The sequence below is a fragment of the Vibrio sp. A8-1 genome (assembly GCF_013048685.1).
GTDB classification, from domain to species: Bacteria; Pseudomonadota; Gammaproteobacteria; order Enterobacterales; family Vibrionaceae; genus Vibrio; species Vibrio metschnikovii.
Genome location: NZ_VHTC01000001.1, coordinates 63,617 through 78,945, shown reverse-complemented (window position 1 = coordinate 78,945; position 15,329 = coordinate 63,617). Strand labels below are relative to the sequence as shown.

Below are 15,329 nucleotides of genomic sequence, written 5' to 3'. Positions count from 1 at the left end.
TAGAGTAATTTGGAGTTCTACTATGGCGAAACTGCATGATTACTACAAGTCGTCTGTAGTCGCTGAACTGGCCAAACAGTTCGGTTACACAAGCGTCATGCAAGTCCCTAGAATTGAGAAAATCACCCTCAATATGGGCGTTGGTGAAGCAATCAACGATAAGAAACTACTAGAAAACGCAGCTTCTGATATGGCGACCATCTCTGGTCAAAAGCCACTTATCACTAAAGCTCGCAAATCTGTAGCTGGTTTCAAAATCCGTGAAGGCTACCCAATTGGTTGTAAAGTAACCTTGCGTGGCGAGCGCATGTGGGATTTCTTAGAGCGTTTGATTTTTATCGCTCTACCACGTGTACGAGATTTCCGTGGTGTTAGCGCTAAGTCTTTTGACGGACGCGGTAACTACAGCATGGGCGTTCGCGAGCAAATCATCTTTCCGGAAATCGACTACGATAAAGTCGATCGTGTACGCGGTCTTGATATCACTATCACGACGTCTGCTGGTACCGATGAGGAAGGCCGTGCTCTGCTGGCTGCCTTTAACTTCCCATTCCGTAAGTAAGGTGAAGGGTTACTGTTATGGCTAAACAATCAATGAAAGCACGTGAAGTAAAACGTGCCAAGCTAGTAGTTCAGTACGCAGAAAAGCGTGCAACACTTAAAGCTATCATCAGCGATGTAAACGCATCTGAAGAAGATCGTTGGAATGCAGTTCTTAAACTGCAATCACTTCCACGTGATTCGAGTGCATCACGTAAGCGCAACCGTTGCAACCAAACTGGTCGTCCACACGGTTTCCTACGTAAATTCGGTCTGAGCCGTATTAAAGTTCGTGAAGCTTGCATGAAAGGCGAGATTCCTGGACTTCGTAAGGCCAGCTGGTAATTGCCACTTAATCATTTGGAGTAAAGTTTATGAGCATGCAAGATCCGATTTCGGATATGCTGACCCGTATTCGTAACGGTCAGGCAGCAAACAAAGTTGCTGTTAAAATGCCTTCTTCAAAGCTTAAAGTTGCAATTGCTGCACTACTTAAAGCTGAAGGTTATATCGCAGACTTCGCTGTTGAAGGCGAAGCAAAACCTGAGCTAGAAGTTACTCTTAAGTACTTCCAAGCTAAACCAGTAATCGAGCAAATCAAGCGCGTGTCTCGTCCAGGTCTTCGTGTTTATAAGAAGAAAGACGAACTACCATCAGTGATGGGCGGTCTTGGTGTTGCTGTTGTTTCCACTTCCAAGGGTCTCATGTCAGACCGCGCTGCACGTAAAGCAGGTCTTGGCGGTGAAATCATTTGCTACGTAGCTTAATAAATAGGAGTAGAACATGTCTCGTGTTGCTAAAGCACCTGTCGCTATTCCAGCTGGCGTAGAGGTGAAACTAAACGGCCAAGAGATCACGGTTAAAGGTCCTAAAGGTGAACTATCTCGTGTAGTTCATACTGGCGTCGTGATCGCACAGGAAGAAAACAACCTAACGTTCGGTCCTCGTGAGGGAATCGCAAACGCTTGGGCTCAAGCAGGTACTGCTCGTGCTCTAGTGAACAATATGGTTGTTGGTGTTACTGAAGGCTTTACTAAGAAGCTCGTTCTTAAGGGTGTAGGTTACCGTGCTGCTATGAAAGGCAACGCTGTAGGTCTAACTCTAGGCTTCTCTCACCCAGTTGAGCACGAGTTGCCAGCGGGTGTTAAAGCCGAATGTCCAAGCCAAACTGAAATTGTCCTAACTGGTTGTGATAAGCAAGAAGTTGGTCAAGTTGCGGCTGACATTCGTTCTTACCGCGCGCCTGAGCCTTATAAAGGTAAAGGTATTCGTTACGCAGATGAAAATGTGCGTACTAAAGAAGCTAAGAAGAAGTAAGGTAACACTATGGATAAGAAAGCATCTCGCATCCGTCGTGCTACACGCGCACGTCGTAAGATTGCAGAACTGGGTGCAACTCGCCTAGTAGTACACCGTACTCCTCGTCACGTGTACGCTCAAGTGATTGCAGCTAATGGCTCTGAGGTTATCGCCGCAGCTTCTACTGTAGAAAAAGCGATCCGTGAGCAAGTGAAGAATACTGGTAACATCGATGCAGCAAAAGCAGTAGGTAAAACTGTTGCTGAGCGTGCGCTTGAAAAAGGCGTATCGTCAGTTGCGTTTGATCGTTCTGGTTTCCAATACCACGGTCGAGTAGCCGCGCTAGCAGAATCTGCTCGCGAAGCTGGTCTGAAATTCTAAGGTAGGGTTGGAAGATGGCTAAAGAACAACAAGTTCAAGCGAATGATTTGCAAGAAAAATTAATCGCAGTTAACCGTGTTTCTAAAACGGTTAAAGGTGGTCGAATCATGAGCTTCACTGCACTAACAGTTGTTGGTGACGGTAATGGTCGTGTAGGTTTCGGTTACGGCAAAGCACGTGAAGTACCTGCAGCGATTCAAAAAGCAATGGAAAAAGCGCGTCGTAACATGTTTACTATCGCACTTAACGAAGGCACTCTTCACCATCCAGTGAAAGGTCGCCACTCGGGCTCTAAAGTTTACATGCAGCCAGCTGCAGAAGGTACAGGTGTTATCGCCGGTGGTGCGATGCGTGCTGTACTTGAAGTTGCCGGCGTACATAACGTTCTATCTAAAGCATACGGTTCTACGAACCCTATCAACATCGTTCGTGCTACGATCGATGCTCTAGTAGATGTTAAGTCACCAGAAATGGTTGCAGCTAAACGTGGTCTAACTGTTGAAGCGATTTCGGAGTAAGAACACATGGCAACGATTAAAGTAACTCAAACTAAAAGCTCAATTGGTCGCCTACCAAAGCATAAAGCTACTTTGCGCGGTTTAGGTCTTCGTAAAATCAACCATACAGTAGAACTTGAAGATACACCGTGTGTACGCGGTATGATCAACAAGGTTTACTACATGGTTAAAGTTGAGGAGTAATCAGAATGCATTTGAATACTCTATCGCCGGCTGCGGGTTCTAAGCCTTCTAAGAAGCGTTTAGGTCGTGGTATCGGTTCTGGCCTTGGTAAAACTGGTGGCCGTGGTCACAAAGGTCAAAAGTCACGTTCTGGCGGCGGTGTTCGTCCAGGTTTTGAAGGCGGTCAGATGCCTCTGAAACAACGTCTACCTAAATTCGGTTTCACTTCTCGTAAGAGCCTTGTGACTGCTGAAATTCGTCTAGCTGAGCTAGCGAAAGTAACGGGTGATGTTATTGATCTAAACAGCTTGAAAGCAGCAAACCTTGTAACGAAGAATATTGAATTCGTTAAAGTTGTTCTTTCTGGCGAGATCAATAAAGCAGTGACTGTTAAAGGTCTACGCGTGACTAAAGGCGCTAAAGCTGCAATCGAAGCTGCAGGCGGTAAAATCGAGGAATAATCTCGAGGATTGAGGTACAGATGGCTAAGAAACCAGGACAAGATTTTCGTAGTGCTCAGAGCGGCTTAGGTGAGTTAAAGTCGCGCTTATTATTCGTAATTGGTGCACTTTTAGTATTCCGAGCGGGCTCTTTTGTGCCGATTCCTGGTATTGACGCTGCTGTACTTGCCGATTTGTTCGAACAGCAAAAAGGTACCATCATAGAAATGTTTAACATGTTCTCTGGTGGTGCTCTTGAGCGTGCATCTATATTAGCACTGGGCATCATGCCGTATATTTCGGCGTCAATTGTTGTCCAGTTGCTAACTGTAGTTCATCCAGCGTTAGCCGAGCTCAAAAAAGAGGGTGAAGCAGGCCGTCGTAAGATAAGCCAATATACACGCTACGGCACGCTTGTACTTGCAACATTCCAAGCGATAGGTATTGCAACAGGCCTACCAAACATGGTCAACAATCTGGTTGTTATTGACCAAACCATGTTTACCCTGATTGCGACCGTGAGTTTAGTAACCGGTACCATGTTCTTGATGTGGTTAGGTGAACAGATTACAGAGCGAGGGATTGGGAATGGTATCTCCATTCTTATATTTGCAGGTATTGTTGCTGGATTGCCATCGGCAATAGGACATACTATCGAGCAAGCGCGTCAAGGTGAACTGCATGTGCTTCTTCTGTTGTTGATTGCGGTATTAGCTTTTGCTGTTATCTACTTTGTTGTTTTCATGGAGCGTGGTCAACGTCGTATCGTTGTTAACTACGCAAAACGTCAACAAGGTCGTAAAGTTTTTGCAGCGCAAAGTACTCACTTGCCATTAAAAATCAATATGGCTGGTGTTATACCTGCAATTTTTGCATCAAGCATTATTTTGTTCCCAGGAACACTCGCTCAGTGGTTTGGTCAAAATGGTGAGAGCCAATGGTTCGGTTGGTTAACCGACGTATCATTAGCGCTTAGCCCTGGTCAACCATTGTATGTGATGCTTTATGCCGCAGCGATTATTTTCTTCTGTTTCTTTTATACGGCGTTGGTTTTCAACCCACGTGAAACAGCTGATAACCTGAAGAAGTCAGGTGCATTCGTACCCGGTATCCGCCCAGGCGAACAGACAGCAAGATACATTGATAAAGTAATGACTCGTTTAACCCTAGCCGGTGCGTTATACATTACCTTTATCTGTCTGATCCCTGAGTTCATGATGGTCGCGTGGAACGTACGTTTCTACTTCGGCGGTACATCATTACTGATTGTAGTAGTGGTTATTATGGACTTTATGGCACAGGTACAGACTCATTTGATGTCAAATCAATATGACTCTGTGTTGAAAAAGGCAAATTTAAAAGGCTATGGCCGCTAATACGGTCGCCATTTAAGTTAGATTTACGGAGTTTAGCAATGAAAGTTCGTGCTTCCGTTAAAAAAATCTGCCGTAACTGTAAAGTTATCAAGCGTAACGGTGTCGTTCGCGTGATTTGCAGTGAGCCAAAGCACAAGCAGCGCCAAGGCTAATAAGCAGAAATTTTTACTTGAAAATTAAAGGGTGGTCGAGTATATTTCTCGGCCTACCTTTTGCGTGCAAAAGAAGTAGTATCCCGCAGCGTATCCTCGACGGGCTTTGCTGCGGATAATTCTTTTATAGAAAGTACTAGGAGTGAATAGTGGCCCGTATAGCAGGCATTAACATTCCTGATCAAAAGCATGCTGTGATCGCATTAACTGCAATCTACGGCATCGGTAAAACCCGTTCAAAAGCTATCCTAGCTGACGTGGGTATTGCTGAAAGTGTTAAGATCAGTGAACTAACTGAAGAGCAGATCGATCAACTGCGTGATGGTGTAGCTAAATACACTGTAGAGGGTGATCTTCGTCGTGAAGTTTCCATGAACATCAAGCGTCTTATGGACCTTGGTTGTTACCGTGGTCTTCGTCATCGTCGCAGTCTACCACTACGTGGACAGCGTACTAAAACCAACGCTCGCACCCGCAAGGGTCCGCGTAAGCCGATCAAGAAATAATCGGGAAGGGTAGAGTACAATGGCTAAACAACCAACTCGCGCACGTAAGCGTGTACGCAAGCAAGTTGCTGATGGCGTAGCGCATATCCACGCATCTTTCAACAACACAATCGTAACCATCACTGACCGTCAAGGTAACGCATTAGCTTGGGCTACTGCTGGTGGTTCAGGTTTCCGCGGTTCTCGTAAATCAACACCGTTTGCTGCACAGGTTGCTGCTGAACGTTGTGCTGAAATGGCTAAAGAATATGGCCTAAAGAACCTAGAGGTTATGGTTAAGGGTCCAGGTCCAGGTCGTGAATCTACAGTTCGCGCACTGAATGCTGCTGGTTTCCGTATCACAAACATCGTTGATGCGACACCAATCCCTCATAACGGTTGTCGTCCACCTAAGAAACGTCGCGTTTAACGTTTCTGGGAACATTGGAGAAAGATCATGGCAAGATATTTGGGTCCTAAGCTGAAGCTTAGCCGCCGCGAAGGTACTGACTTGTTCCTTAAGTCAGGCGTTCGTGCGATTGATACCAAGTGTAAAATTGATAACGCACCAGGTGTACACGGCGCTCGTCGCGGTCGTCTATCTGAGTATGGCGTTCAGCTTCGTGAGAAGCAAAAAGTTCGTCGTATCTATGGCGTTCTAGAAAAACAATTCCGTAACTACTACAAAGAAGCTGCTCGCCTAAAAGGCAACACAGGTGAAAACTTACTTCAGCTTCTTGAAGGCCGTTTGGACAACGTAGTTTACCGTATGGGTTTTGGTGCGACTCGCGCTGAAGCTCGTCAGCTAGTTAGCCATAAAGCTATCCTAGTAAACGGTAGCGTTGTAAACGTACCTTCTTTCAATGTTGCGGCTAACGACGTTGTTGCAATCCGTGAGAAAGCGAAAAAGCAATCTCGCATTAAAGCAGCTCTAGAAGTTGCAGAACAACGCGAAAAACCAACTTGGATTGAAGTAGATGCAAGCCAGATGGAAGGTACATTCAAGCGTAAGCCTGAACGTTCAGACCTATCTGCTGACATCAACGAACAATTGATCGTCGAGCTTTACTCTAAGTAAGGTTTAAACTAAAGAGAGGACACAATGCAGGGTTCTGTAACAGAATTTCTTAAGCCACGTCTTGTTGATATCGAACAGGTCAGCACGACACACGCAAAAGTAACTCTTGAGCCATTAGAGCGTGGTTTCGGCCATACTCTTGGTAATGCACTTCGCCGAATTCTTTTATCATCTATGCCGGGTTGTGCCGTAACAGAGGTAGAAATTGAAGGCGTACTTCATGAGTACAGTACCAAAGAAGGTGTACAAGAAGATATCCTTGAGATTCTTCTTAACCTGAAAGGACTGGCTGTTCGCTTAGGCGAAAATAAAGATGAAGTGTTCATTACATTAAATAAATCAGGCTCGGGCCCTGTGGTTGCAGGTGACATCACCCATGATGGTGATGTAGAGATCGTAAACCCTGAACACGTTATTTGTCATCTCACTGATGACAACGCTGAGATCGCTATGCGTATCAAAGTAGAACGTGGACGTGGTTATGTTCCTGCTTCTGCTCGTATTCATACTGAAGAAGATGAACGTCCAATCGGTCGTTTGCTTGTCGACGCAACATTCAGCCCAGTAGACAAAATTGCCTACTCTGTTGATGCTGCTCGTGTTGAGCAACGTACAGACTTAGACAAACTCGTCATCGATATGGAAACGAACGGTACTCTAGAACCTGAGGAAGCTATCCGCCGTGCAGCAACGATTCTTGCTGAACAGTTGGATGCGTTCGTAGATCTTCGTGATGTACGCGTTCCTGAGGAGAAGGAAGAGAAGCCAGAATTCGATCCGATCCTACTGCGTCCTGTAGACGATCTTGAACTAACAGTTCGCTCTGCTAACTGTTTGAAAGCAGAAGCGATTCACTACATCGGTGATCTAGTACAGCGCACTGAGGTTGAGCTACTGAAAACGCCTAACCTTGGTAAGAAATCTCTTACTGAGATTAAAGACGTGCTTGCATCACGTGGTCTTTCTCTGGGCATGCGCCTAGAAAACTGGCCGCCAGCGTCAATCGCTGAAGATTAATCGATATTAGTTAGAAGGATTTGGTCATGCGCCATCGTAAGAGTGGTCGTCAACTCAACCGCAACAGCAGTCATCGCAAAGCGATGTTCAGCAACATGGCTAGCTCTTTAGTACGTCATGAAGTTATCAAGACTACTTTGCCAAAAGCGAAAGAGCTGCGTCGCGTCGTTGAGCCTTTGATTACACTAGCTAAGACTGACAGTGTTGCTAACCGTCGTCTTGCATTTGCACGTACTCGTGATAACGAAGTTGTTGCAAAACTATTTAACGAATTAGGTCCACGTTTTGCTGCACGTCAAGGTGGCTACACTCGTATTCTTAAGTGTGGTTTCCGTGCTGGCGATAAAGCTCCAATGGCTTACATTGAGCTTGTTGACCGCCCAGAAGTAGCTGTTGAAGCTGCTGCTGAGTAATCAGTTCGCGAATAAAAGGCCGAGCATTAGCTCGGCTTTTTTATTACCCTATCGGGGTATCTTATCTATAGCTCACGTCACACATAATCTTGTCTTCCGATCCTCTGCTTGGATTTTCTTTGTCCTTTAATATTGGACCGTTCTCTTATTGTTATTTCCAGAGACCTTGCAACGCACCAACTAAACTGCTTCCAGCCCCCTGACTTGTTAAATACTGAATAATAATTGGTGTAAATTGTCCGATCATATTGGCATCCAAACCTAATTGGTTAAAGACATAAGTAACGTCGCTGAGATTAGCCATCCTTGCTGGCGATAAACCGGTTGTCGATAAGCCTAATTGAGTGAGTTGCTCAAGGTTAGGGATTAATCCGTTAAGTTCAGTTTGATGTTGATCCGCTAATTGATTCTCGGCGAGGGCTAATAATGCTGCTATTCCACCACCAGCCTGTTGGTCTGAGATTGGAAGTTGACTTTTTACTTGGTTAATCAGTGTGGTATGTTGCTTGGTTTCCAATAAGCCACTACCAACTAATGTGGCTAGGTCTTGATTTGATTGTCCACCAATTTTGATAAAAGCCATGCTAGGTGTACTACTGAGTAGCGTTGAGATCAGTAGTGTACGGAATAAGGTTTTGTTCATGGGGGGATAGGCTCCTAAAATGCTATTGATCACTTTTTGTCGTAAATAGAGGTTATGTGTCTGAACAGTGTAGCAAACCTATGATGACTGATTCATCTCTGGCGACTAATCTCAGAAAATTCGTATAAAAAAAGCGGTGCATTGCACCGCTTAACAATAGAATAGCGTATTAATGATGATTAAAGAATATCGAGCAATTCTACTTCAAACACGAGTGCGGCAAAGGGTGGAATTGCTGCGCCAGCGCCACGTTCACCGTATGCGAGATCATGTGGAATATACAGTTTCCACTTTGAGCCTACAGGCATCAATTGTAGGGCTTCGACCCAGCCTTTAATCACGCCAGTCACAGGGAACTCTGCAGGTTGACCACGAGAAACTGAACTATCAAAAACGGTACCATCCGTCAGCTCACCATGATAATGGACACGGACAGATTTATCAGACGTCGGAATTTCACCAGAACCTTGAGTGATCACTTCATACTGTAAGCCTGAGTCAAGCACGGTAACTTCTGAGCGTAGAGCATTATCTTTAAGGAACGTTTCACCTTCTGCAGCAGCGACTTTAGCGGCCGCTTGCATTGCTTCTTCAGCACGCATATGCATCGCTTGTAAGGCTTGGTTAATTTCGTCGATTTCAATTGCCGGCATATCACCGACAAGCGCTGTCGCGATACCAGCAGCAATGGCATCCACATTTAGCCCTTCAAGGCCGCTGCCCGCTAGTTGTTGGCCCATTTGTAGACCAATGCCGTAGCTGGCTTTTTGTTCTACGGTTTCAAATTTTACGTCAGACATACACGTCACTCTTTGTCACAAAAAGAAAGCCCACAGAATACCAGCTTCAGCGCTATGATGAAATGCTTGACGAAGATTCATGTTATAAAGGTGCCAAGGTGTGATTCAGATCGAGACTTCAAGCTTTAATCTTCAAGATTGTGTCAACCTTTGGTTGAAGCAGGGTCATGCTCTATACTCTTAGCGCATGAGTTTTTATACTGTACCAAGTCAATGAAGGGCGGATAAAAATGAATCGTCGACACAGACAAAAGCAACAGCCCCATTCTCTGGGGAAAATTAAACAACAATGGTTGCATCAGTGGGCGGCTATTGATTGGCGATCTTATGCTAAGCGGCTGGCTCAGTATCCTATCTGGTTACGTCTTAAGCTTCTTTGGGGGCAACTGTCTGTTTATCATCAACGCGGCTTAATGGTTTTGATTCCGGTTGTGATCTTGTTGTTATTTTTCCCTTCCTCACCGAAACAGGATGCTCCAACTCGTACTCCCGCACCAGCCAGTACTCGAGTCTCGATTGCTCTTAATACCCAAGGTTTAAGTGAACAAAGCGTCGAGCAACCTACAGCGGTGACTATCTCTGCTACCCCTCAGGAAAAGGTATGGCAAGAATATATTATTAAGCAAGGGGATACTTTGTCACAGGTGTTTAGAAGCAACAACTTGCCCTTAGCTGATCTTAATGCGTTAGTGAGAATTGAAGGTAGTGATAAGCCCTTGAGTCAAATACAGCAAGGGCAACGGCTCCGTTTTAAGTTAGCCGCAGATGGGCAACTGGATATTTTACAGTTAGAACGTAATAATCAGTCAGTGATGTTTTTCCGATTATCGGATGGCGGTTTTGGGCGCAGTCAATAATCGAGAGTGATAAACACGCTACTTAACCAGCTTCATATCGATGTGAGGAATACCATCTTCTAAGTAGACAGCAGAGGTTGGTTGGAAACCATAGCTCTGATAAAAATTCTCTAGATAATGCTGTGCACCGATTTCTATGTCCTTATCTGGCCATTGATGTTGGCACTCGACCAATGCTTGATCTAGCAATTGACGTCCAAGGCCGTTTCCCCTTGCTTGTTGTTGGGTGGCGACTCTGCCAATACTTGCAGAAGGGTAGCTGATTCCCGGAGCGAGTAGTCTTGCATAAGCAATCAAGGATTGATCTTGATAGCCTAACAAATGCCATACGTCAGACTGAATATCTTTATCATCGAGTTCCGGATAAGCGCAGGCTTGTTCGACGACAAACACATCCACTCGCAGTTTGAGTAATTCATACAATTGTTGAGTGGTTAAACCCGTAAAGGGAAGGCATTGCCAAGTGATCATCGTGAGCTTCCTTTGAAAATGAAAACTTGACTCTAGCAAGCTTAACAACAGGATTCATTAACAAAGGTTAATATTGATGAAGAATTTCACCGCTATCCCCTTTCTACTTGAAGCTGCGGGGTGTTGGCTACGTTCGTTCACCCCAATCATAGAGTCTTTCTATGTTCATGGAGATGAACTCACTTGCCGCCCATCTGCAACTCCACGTTGTTTGGGTATAGATCATTAAAGATTCACTAGCCACACGAGGTTAAATAACGATAATAGACGTTTAATTTCGTCTAACCAAAGGACGCCCCTTGAGTAATTGTGCATTTTCGACCGTACCACTAAAACCTGAACTACTTTCTAACCTTGAGACGTTGGGATACACCCAAATGACTCCCATTCAGGCATTAAGTTTACCGACCATTTTAGCGGGCAGGGACGTTATCGGCCAAGGAAAGACAGGCTCAGGGAAAACGGCCGCTTTTGGATTAGGCGTTTTATCCAATCTTGATGTCAAACGCTTTCGCGTGCAAGCGCTAGTGCTCTGTCCTACTCGTGAGTTAGCCGATCAAGTGGCGACTGAAATCCGTACGTTAGGTCGCGCTATCCATAATATTAAAATTCTCACCTTGTGCGGTGGTATGCCGATGGGGCCGCAAATCGGTTCATTAGAGCATGGCGCGCATATTCTGGTTGGCACACCAGGACGTATTTTGGATCATCTTGAAAAAGGACGGATTGATCTTTCCGAGCTGAACACTTTAGTACTCGATGAAGCAGATCGAATGTTGGAGATGGGCTTTCAAGATGCATTAGATGCGATTATTGCTCAAGCGCCAACAGTCAGACAAACCTTACTATTCAGTGCCACTTTTCCTGCACAAATCAAGCAGGTGGCTGAGCGGATCATGCGTAATCCGGAAATGGTTAAAGTTGAATCTACCCATAGCTCAACCACAATTAAACAATACTTTTATAAACTTGAAGGTGCGGAGGCGCGAGATAAAGCGTTAGCCCAGTTGTTATTGCATCATCAACCAGAATCAGCGGTGGTATTTTGTAATACCAAAAAGGAAGTCACTCATGTTGCCGAGCAGTTAAAGCATAAAGGGTTCAGTGTGATTGAGCTACACGGTGATTTAGAGCAGCGCGATCGTGACCAAGCCTTGGTGCAGTTTGCCAATAAAAGTATCTCGATTTTGGTCGCTACCGATGTGGCCGCTCGTGGACTGGATGTCGATAACTTAGATGCCGTGTTTAACTTTGAGTTGTCCCGCGATCCTGAAGTGCATGTGCATCGTATTGGTCGTACGGGGCGCGCTGGTAGTCAAGGATTAGCGATCAGTTTCTTTAGCGACAATGAGATGCATCGCGTGGCGATGATTGATGAATACATGGATATGCCGATTGAGCCAGCTCAATTGCCAGACATGAGTGGACAGAATGCCGCGCCTTATCAAGCGAATATGGTGACGATCCAGATCGATGGTGGTAAAAAACAAAAAGTTCGTCCAGGTGATATTTTAGGCGCTTTAACCAGTGATGATGGGATCGATGGCCAGTTCGTCGGTAAGATTAATGTTTTGCCGATGCGCGCTTATGTTGCCGTGCATAAGTCGGTGGCTAAACGAGCGTTGCAGAAAATGGAAACCGGGAAAATGAAAGGCCGCCAATTTCGCGCTCGTTTATTGAAATAAAGCCGCCCTGCGGTGTTGCGACAAGGCCAGCGTTTAATCGCTGGCTTTTGCGTTTATGCGGGCTTTAATTCGACTTAAGCTGATGGGAGTGATCCCTAAGTAGGCGGCAATCTGACCATTGGTCAACTGTTTTTTAAGGGCTGAAAAATGGTCATTAAAAAGTTGATAACGTTCTTCGGGGCTATAAAGCAGCATAAAGCGTTCTTTATTTTCTTTATGCATCAACTGAGTTTCCAGTAGTTTGAGGTAGAGAGAGTGACGAGTTGCGCGCCAAGAATGTAAGATGTGGATCGGCAATTCAATTAAACGCACCGGGGTTAACGTTTCTAATAAATAGGGAGAAGCTTGATGCTTGATGAGACTTTCAAAACCAATTACCCAGTCTTGAGCCCAATAAAATTCTTTACTGAACGACTTACCTTGCTCGGTTAGATAGCAAGCATGACACACGCCCTCTAACACGAAATAGATCTGTTGGGGGATGTCGCCTTGGTGAATTAAAATATGTCGCGTCGGTAGTTCAAGTGGTTGGCTGCATGAAATTAATTGATTGATCTCATGTGGTTCAAATCCATCACTTGAGAGTTGTTGTTCAAACTCAACATACATATCAGGCTGTCCAATTGAAATAAGAAATTGATATCGCCATATTACCTGAAATTGTAGCGGTATTGGTTAGCTTCGTTCGCTCAATGACATCGTTATTGATACTGATAGAGATAGCTTTATTTAGCGTCGACTGGCAATGTCATGTTGTGTGGTGAGACGAGACGAACTTGAAGGTCAGTTAACATCATCAAAACCCATGAACCTCATTATTCGGTTCATGGGTAAGCGATAAAAAACTTATTGGGTGAGATCAATCCGGTAAATAGCAAAGCCGAGTGGATCGCGAGCGACTTTTTGCATGGGGTACTGGCCTTTGGCCTCAATAAATTGTGCCGCCTTGTCGCTAGGCGAGGTTTCAAAACGCACATCTAAGCGAGCATTGGTTTTGATAGGCGCAAATGACCAATTGTTATCAGCACTAGGGGTAACGTGGCCTTTTTCTGCGCTGATGCGCGAAATATAGCTTGCTACCACGGTGCGGTTTTCATCCGGTGAATCAAAGGCAACAAACTCACTGCCCGTACCAGCAAATTTATTACTGTAGGCGCGATAGTTATTGGTAGCAACCAAAAAGGTTTGCTTAAGATCCAGCGGTTGACCTTGATAAGTTAAACCGACAATACGCTCAGCCTCTTTATTGATTAGCTTACAATCACCGTCGTATTTTGCCGGTTGAGTGATATCAATTTGATAATTGACCCCATCGATGACATCAAAATTATAAGTACGGAAACCCTGCCAATTAATCAGACTTTGTGGCTCTGCACTGTGTGGGTCAATCTGATTAAATTGACCAGCACTGCACTCTAACCACTCTTTGACCTCTTTACCGGTCATTTTCAGCGCCACCAGTGTGTTAGGGTAGAGATAAAGATCCGCCGCGTTACGGAAGGTCAGTTGTCCAGCTTCGACTTCAGTGAAGCCATTAGGATCATCTTTGCGACCCCCGACTTTAAAAGGGGCAGCTGCTGATAAAACGGGTAATCCAGCCAGATTAGCATCGCCTTGAATAAAGCGCTCGATATAATCTTTTTGGGCTAAGTTGACGATTTGTATGGTTGGGTCATCTTGCACTAGAGCTAAAAAGCTGTACATCACATCATCGGCTTTACCGATGGGTTGATTGACAAACTCTCGTGTTGCTTGATGGTCATTAGCTAAGGCTTTGACGATATTCTTATCTGCCGACACCAGTGCTTGTTGCGTTTTACGATCGAAAATTGGCCGTGCTTCTGCACGTCCATTGACCACTTGCCATTGGCCATGTTCATTTTTTAAGGTTAAATCCATCACGCCGACATGGCTACCCCAACGACCGGGCATCACAGCAGGAATGCCATTGATAGTACCTTGATTAATATCAGCACCTGGTAAGTTGGCATAGTCTGCACTTGGGAATACCGCGTGTGAGTGTCCAAAGGCGATTGCATCAATACCTTTGACTTGGGTGAGATAATAAACCGAGTTTTCCGCCCCAGCTTGATAAGGATCGGTCGAGATCCCTGAATGAGGAATCGCGATGATCACCTCGGCGCCTTGCTGTTTCATTTGTGGAATGAGCGTTTCTGCGGTTTGCTTAATGTCTTTAGCAAACACTTTGCCTTCAAGATTTTTCTTATCCCAGACCATGATCTGCGGAGGGACAAAGCCAATGTAACCCACCTTCACGGTTTGAGATTGACCACTTTGATCAGTAAAAGTATGGGTTTTAATCAAATAGGGTTGGAAATAGTGCTTGCCAGTGTGTTGATCAAACACATTGGCATTAATGTAAGGAAAGTCCGCTCCCTTGATCGCCTGCTGGAGAAAATCTAAACCGTAATTAAACTCGTGGTTACCAATATTGCCCACATCGTAGCCGAGTTGATTCATTGCTTTATAAGCCGGGTGAATCTCGCCTGGAGTGATGCCTTTTGCCGCCATATAGTCACCCATAGGGCTACCTTGCAGTAAATCACCGTTATCGACCAGTACCGAGTTGGTCACTTCTTGCTGAGCTTGCTTGACTAAGCTTGCCGCACGAGCCAACCCTAATTGTTTGGATGGCATATCTTTGTAGTAATCATAATCCATTAAATTGGTATGAATATCAGTAGTTTCAATAATCCTGAGTTGGAGTGTTTCCGCCATTGCTGGTCCTGCCATGCTTAAAAGACCCGTTAACACGGCGATGGATAAAGAGTGATGTACTGATGGCATAGGTAATTTCCTGTTGATTATCTGGGGTACGGTTTGAGTTACCTCATTGGCAATGGCTGCAAATGTAACAAATTGTGATGCAATGTGTCGGACTGAACATCACAAAGTGTGAGTTATTCCGGGTCTTTTACCGCTTAAAAGTCAGGTGAGTGACTGCTTATCAGCTTTTAGTATAAAAAATGAAATTTTAGAATTTCGAGTAAT

General features: G+C 44.9%; 22 protein-coding genes. 17 read left to right on the top strand and 5 right to left on the bottom strand.

All coding sequences use genetic code 11. The features are described from left to right. Positions 1 to 22 precede the first annotated feature (22 nt). From rplE to rplQ, 15 genes are all read left to right on the top strand, one after another. Positions 23 to 562, top strand: a complete 540-nt coding sequence (rplE, locus tag FKN93_RS00420) for a 50S ribosomal protein L5 (protein ID WP_004394534.1) — start codon at positions 23 to 25, stop codon at positions 560 to 562. A 17-nt stretch (positions 563 to 579) separates the two neighbouring features. Further along, entirely contained in the window at positions 580 to 885 is a 306-nt protein-coding gene (gene rpsN / locus FKN93_RS00415; RefSeq protein ID WP_004394535.1) for a 30S ribosomal protein S14, read from the top strand. A gap of 29 nt (positions 886 to 914) precedes the next feature. Continuing rightward, positions 915 to 1,307, top strand: a complete 393-nt coding sequence (rpsH, locus tag FKN93_RS00410) for a 30S ribosomal protein S8 (protein WP_004394536.1) — start codon at positions 915 to 917, stop codon at positions 1,305 to 1,307. Between the two features lie 16 nt (positions 1,308 to 1,323). Beyond that, on the top strand, positions 1,324 to 1,857 hold the full coding sequence (rplF, locus tag FKN93_RS00405; protein ID WP_004394537.1) for a 50S ribosomal protein L6: 534 nt from the start codon (positions 1,324 to 1,326) through the stop codon (positions 1,855 to 1,857). Between the two features lie 9 nt (positions 1,858 to 1,866). Then, positions 1,867 to 2,220: a 50S ribosomal protein L18 gene (gene rplR, locus FKN93_RS00400; RefSeq protein ID WP_004394538.1), complete on the top strand. Its 354-nt coding sequence runs from the start codon at positions 1,867 to 1,869 to the stop codon at positions 2,218 to 2,220. Positions 2,221 to 2,234: 14 nt separating this feature from the next. Then, entirely contained in the window at positions 2,235 to 2,738 is a 504-nt protein-coding gene (gene rpsE, locus FKN93_RS00395; RefSeq protein WP_004394539.1) for a 30S ribosomal protein S5, read from the top strand. Between the two features lie 6 nt (positions 2,739 to 2,744). Further along, positions 2,745 to 2,921, top strand: a complete 177-nt coding sequence (gene rpmD, locus FKN93_RS00390) for a 50S ribosomal protein L30 (RefSeq protein ID WP_000201159.1) — start codon at positions 2,745 to 2,747, stop codon at positions 2,919 to 2,921. Between the two features lie 5 nt (positions 2,922 to 2,926). Next, positions 2,927 to 3,361, top strand: a complete 435-nt coding sequence (gene rplO, locus FKN93_RS00385) for a 50S ribosomal protein L15 (protein WP_004394540.1) — start codon at positions 2,927 to 2,929, stop codon at positions 3,359 to 3,361. Between the two features lie 20 nt (positions 3,362 to 3,381). Next, positions 3,382 to 4,716: a preprotein translocase subunit SecY gene (secY, locus tag FKN93_RS00380; protein ID WP_004394541.1), complete on the top strand. Its 1,335-nt coding sequence runs from the start codon at positions 3,382 to 3,384 to the stop codon at positions 4,714 to 4,716. A gap of 38 nt (positions 4,717 to 4,754) precedes the next feature. Continuing rightward, on the top strand, positions 4,755 to 4,868 hold the full coding sequence (gene rpmJ, locus FKN93_RS00375; protein WP_000868186.1) for a 50S ribosomal protein L36: 114 nt from the start codon (positions 4,755 to 4,757) through the stop codon (positions 4,866 to 4,868). A gap of 149 nt (positions 4,869 to 5,017) precedes the next feature. Beyond that, entirely contained in the window at positions 5,018 to 5,374 is a 357-nt protein-coding gene (gene rpsM, locus FKN93_RS00370) for a 30S ribosomal protein S13 (RefSeq protein ID WP_004394544.1), read from the top strand. A gap of 19 nt (positions 5,375 to 5,393) precedes the next feature. Beyond that, positions 5,394 to 5,783, top strand: a complete 390-nt coding sequence (gene rpsK, locus FKN93_RS00365) for a 30S ribosomal protein S11 (protein WP_001118870.1) — start codon at positions 5,394 to 5,396, stop codon at positions 5,781 to 5,783. Between the two features lie 27 nt (positions 5,784 to 5,810). Then, complete coding sequence (rpsD, locus tag FKN93_RS00360; RefSeq protein WP_040903976.1) at positions 5,811 to 6,431, top strand: 30S ribosomal protein S4; 621 nt, start codon at positions 5,811 to 5,813, stop codon at positions 6,429 to 6,431. A 24-nt stretch (positions 6,432 to 6,455) separates the two neighbouring features. Beyond that, positions 6,456 to 7,448, top strand: coding sequence for a DNA-directed RNA polymerase subunit alpha (rpoA, locus tag FKN93_RS00355; RefSeq protein ID WP_004394549.1), 993 nt, complete (start codon positions 6,456 to 6,458; stop codon positions 7,446 to 7,448). Between the two features lie 26 nt (positions 7,449 to 7,474). Then, positions 7,475 to 7,861, top strand: a complete 387-nt coding sequence (gene rplQ, locus FKN93_RS00350; protein ID WP_001216361.1) for a 50S ribosomal protein L17 — start codon at positions 7,475 to 7,477, stop codon at positions 7,859 to 7,861. Positions 7,862 to 8,012: 151 nt separating this feature from the next. On the opposite strand, the gene FKN93_RS00345 is transcribed toward rplQ, so the two are convergent. Both FKN93_RS00345 and FKN93_RS00340 read right to left on the bottom strand, forming a co-directional pair. Further along, the gene (locus FKN93_RS00345) at positions 8,013 to 8,504 is read right to left on the bottom strand and encodes a DUF2780 domain-containing protein (RefSeq protein WP_161438394.1); all 492 of its coding nucleotides are present in this window, start codon (positions 8,502 to 8,504) and stop codon (positions 8,013 to 8,015) included. Between the two features lie 179 nt (positions 8,505 to 8,683). Continuing rightward, complete coding sequence (locus FKN93_RS00340) at positions 8,684 to 9,304, bottom strand: FKBP-type peptidyl-prolyl cis-trans isomerase (protein ID WP_072670429.1); 621 nt, start codon at positions 9,302 to 9,304, stop codon at positions 8,684 to 8,686. Between the two features lie 230 nt (positions 9,305 to 9,534). On the opposite strand from FKN93_RS00340, the gene FKN93_RS00335 reads away from it, so the two are divergent. Beyond that, entirely contained in the window at positions 9,535 to 10,161 is a 627-nt protein-coding gene (locus FKN93_RS00335; RefSeq protein WP_170904264.1) for a LysM-like peptidoglycan-binding domain-containing protein, read from the top strand. 18 nt (positions 10,162 to 10,179) lie between these two features. Here the strand turns inward: FKN93_RS00335 and FKN93_RS00330 are convergent, their stop codons facing one another. Further along, on the bottom strand, positions 10,180 to 10,632 hold the full coding sequence (locus FKN93_RS00330) for a GNAT family N-acetyltransferase (RefSeq protein ID WP_040903979.1): 453 nt from the start codon (positions 10,630 to 10,632) through the stop codon (positions 10,180 to 10,182). A 299-nt stretch (positions 10,633 to 10,931) separates the two neighbouring features. On the opposite strand from FKN93_RS00330, the gene dbpA reads away from it, so the two are divergent. Beyond that, positions 10,932 to 12,317, top strand: a complete 1,386-nt coding sequence (dbpA, locus tag FKN93_RS00325; RefSeq protein WP_158144645.1) for an ATP-dependent RNA helicase DbpA — start codon at positions 10,932 to 10,934, stop codon at positions 12,315 to 12,317. 33 nt (positions 12,318 to 12,350) lie between these two features. Here dbpA and FKN93_RS00320 read toward each other — a convergent pair whose 3' ends face one another. Next, positions 12,351 to 12,926, bottom strand: coding sequence for a Crp/Fnr family transcriptional regulator (locus tag FKN93_RS00320; protein ID WP_040903982.1), 576 nt, complete (start codon positions 12,924 to 12,926; stop codon positions 12,351 to 12,353). A 237-nt stretch (positions 12,927 to 13,163) separates the two neighbouring features. Further along, positions 13,164 to 15,125, bottom strand: a complete 1,962-nt coding sequence (cpdB, locus tag FKN93_RS00315) for a 2',3'-cyclic-nucleotide 2'-phosphodiesterase (protein WP_170904263.1) — start codon at positions 15,123 to 15,125, stop codon at positions 13,164 to 13,166. Positions 15,126 to 15,329: the final 204 nt, after the last annotated feature.

Coding starts and splice junctions, on each gene's coding strand:
- FKN93_RS00330 (WP_040903979.1), bottom strand. CDS start 10,632: ATGATCACTTGGCAATGCCTTCCCTTTACGGGTTTAACCACTCAACAA.
- cpdB (WP_170904263.1), bottom strand. CDS start 15,125: ATGCCATCAGTACATCACTCTTTATCCATCGCCGTGTTAACGGGTCTT.
- FKN93_RS00335 (WP_170904264.1), top strand. CDS start 9,535: ATGAATCGTCGACACAGACAAAAGCAACAGCCCCATTCTCTGGGGAAA.
- rpmD (WP_000201159.1), top strand. CDS start 2,745: ATGGCAACGATTAAAGTAACTCAAACTAAAAGCTCAATTGGTCGCCTA.
- FKN93_RS00345 (WP_161438394.1), bottom strand. CDS start 8,504: ATGAACAAAACCTTATTCCGTACACTACTGATCTCAACGCTACTCAGT.
- secY (WP_004394541.1), top strand. CDS start 3,382: ATGGCTAAGAAACCAGGACAAGATTTTCGTAGTGCTCAGAGCGGCTTA.
- rplR (WP_004394538.1), top strand. CDS start 1,867: ATGGATAAGAAAGCATCTCGCATCCGTCGTGCTACACGCGCACGTCGT.
- rpsE (WP_004394539.1), top strand. CDS start 2,235: ATGGCTAAAGAACAACAAGTTCAAGCGAATGATTTGCAAGAAAAATTA.
- rpsK (WP_001118870.1), top strand. CDS start 5,394: ATGGCTAAACAACCAACTCGCGCACGTAAGCGTGTACGCAAGCAAGTT.
- FKN93_RS00320 (WP_040903982.1), bottom strand. CDS start 12,926: ATGTATGTTGAGTTTGAACAACAACTCTCAAGTGATGGATTTGAACCA.
- rpsD (WP_040903976.1), top strand. CDS start 5,811: ATGGCAAGATATTTGGGTCCTAAGCTGAAGCTTAGCCGCCGCGAAGGT.
- rplF (WP_004394537.1), top strand. CDS start 1,324: ATGTCTCGTGTTGCTAAAGCACCTGTCGCTATTCCAGCTGGCGTAGAG.
- rpmJ (WP_000868186.1), top strand. CDS start 4,755: ATGAAAGTTCGTGCTTCCGTTAAAAAAATCTGCCGTAACTGTAAAGTT.
- rpsH (WP_004394536.1), top strand. CDS start 915: ATGAGCATGCAAGATCCGATTTCGGATATGCTGACCCGTATTCGTAAC.
- rplE (WP_004394534.1), top strand. CDS start 23: ATGGCGAAACTGCATGATTACTACAAGTCGTCTGTAGTCGCTGAACTG.
- rpoA (WP_004394549.1), top strand. CDS start 6,456: ATGCAGGGTTCTGTAACAGAATTTCTTAAGCCACGTCTTGTTGATATC.
- rplQ (WP_001216361.1), top strand. CDS start 7,475: ATGCGCCATCGTAAGAGTGGTCGTCAACTCAACCGCAACAGCAGTCAT.
- rpsN (WP_004394535.1), top strand. CDS start 580: ATGGCTAAACAATCAATGAAAGCACGTGAAGTAAAACGTGCCAAGCTA.
- rplO (WP_004394540.1), top strand. CDS start 2,927: ATGCATTTGAATACTCTATCGCCGGCTGCGGGTTCTAAGCCTTCTAAG.
- FKN93_RS00340 (WP_072670429.1), bottom strand. CDS start 9,304: ATGTCTGACGTAAAATTTGAAACCGTAGAACAAAAAGCCAGCTACGGC.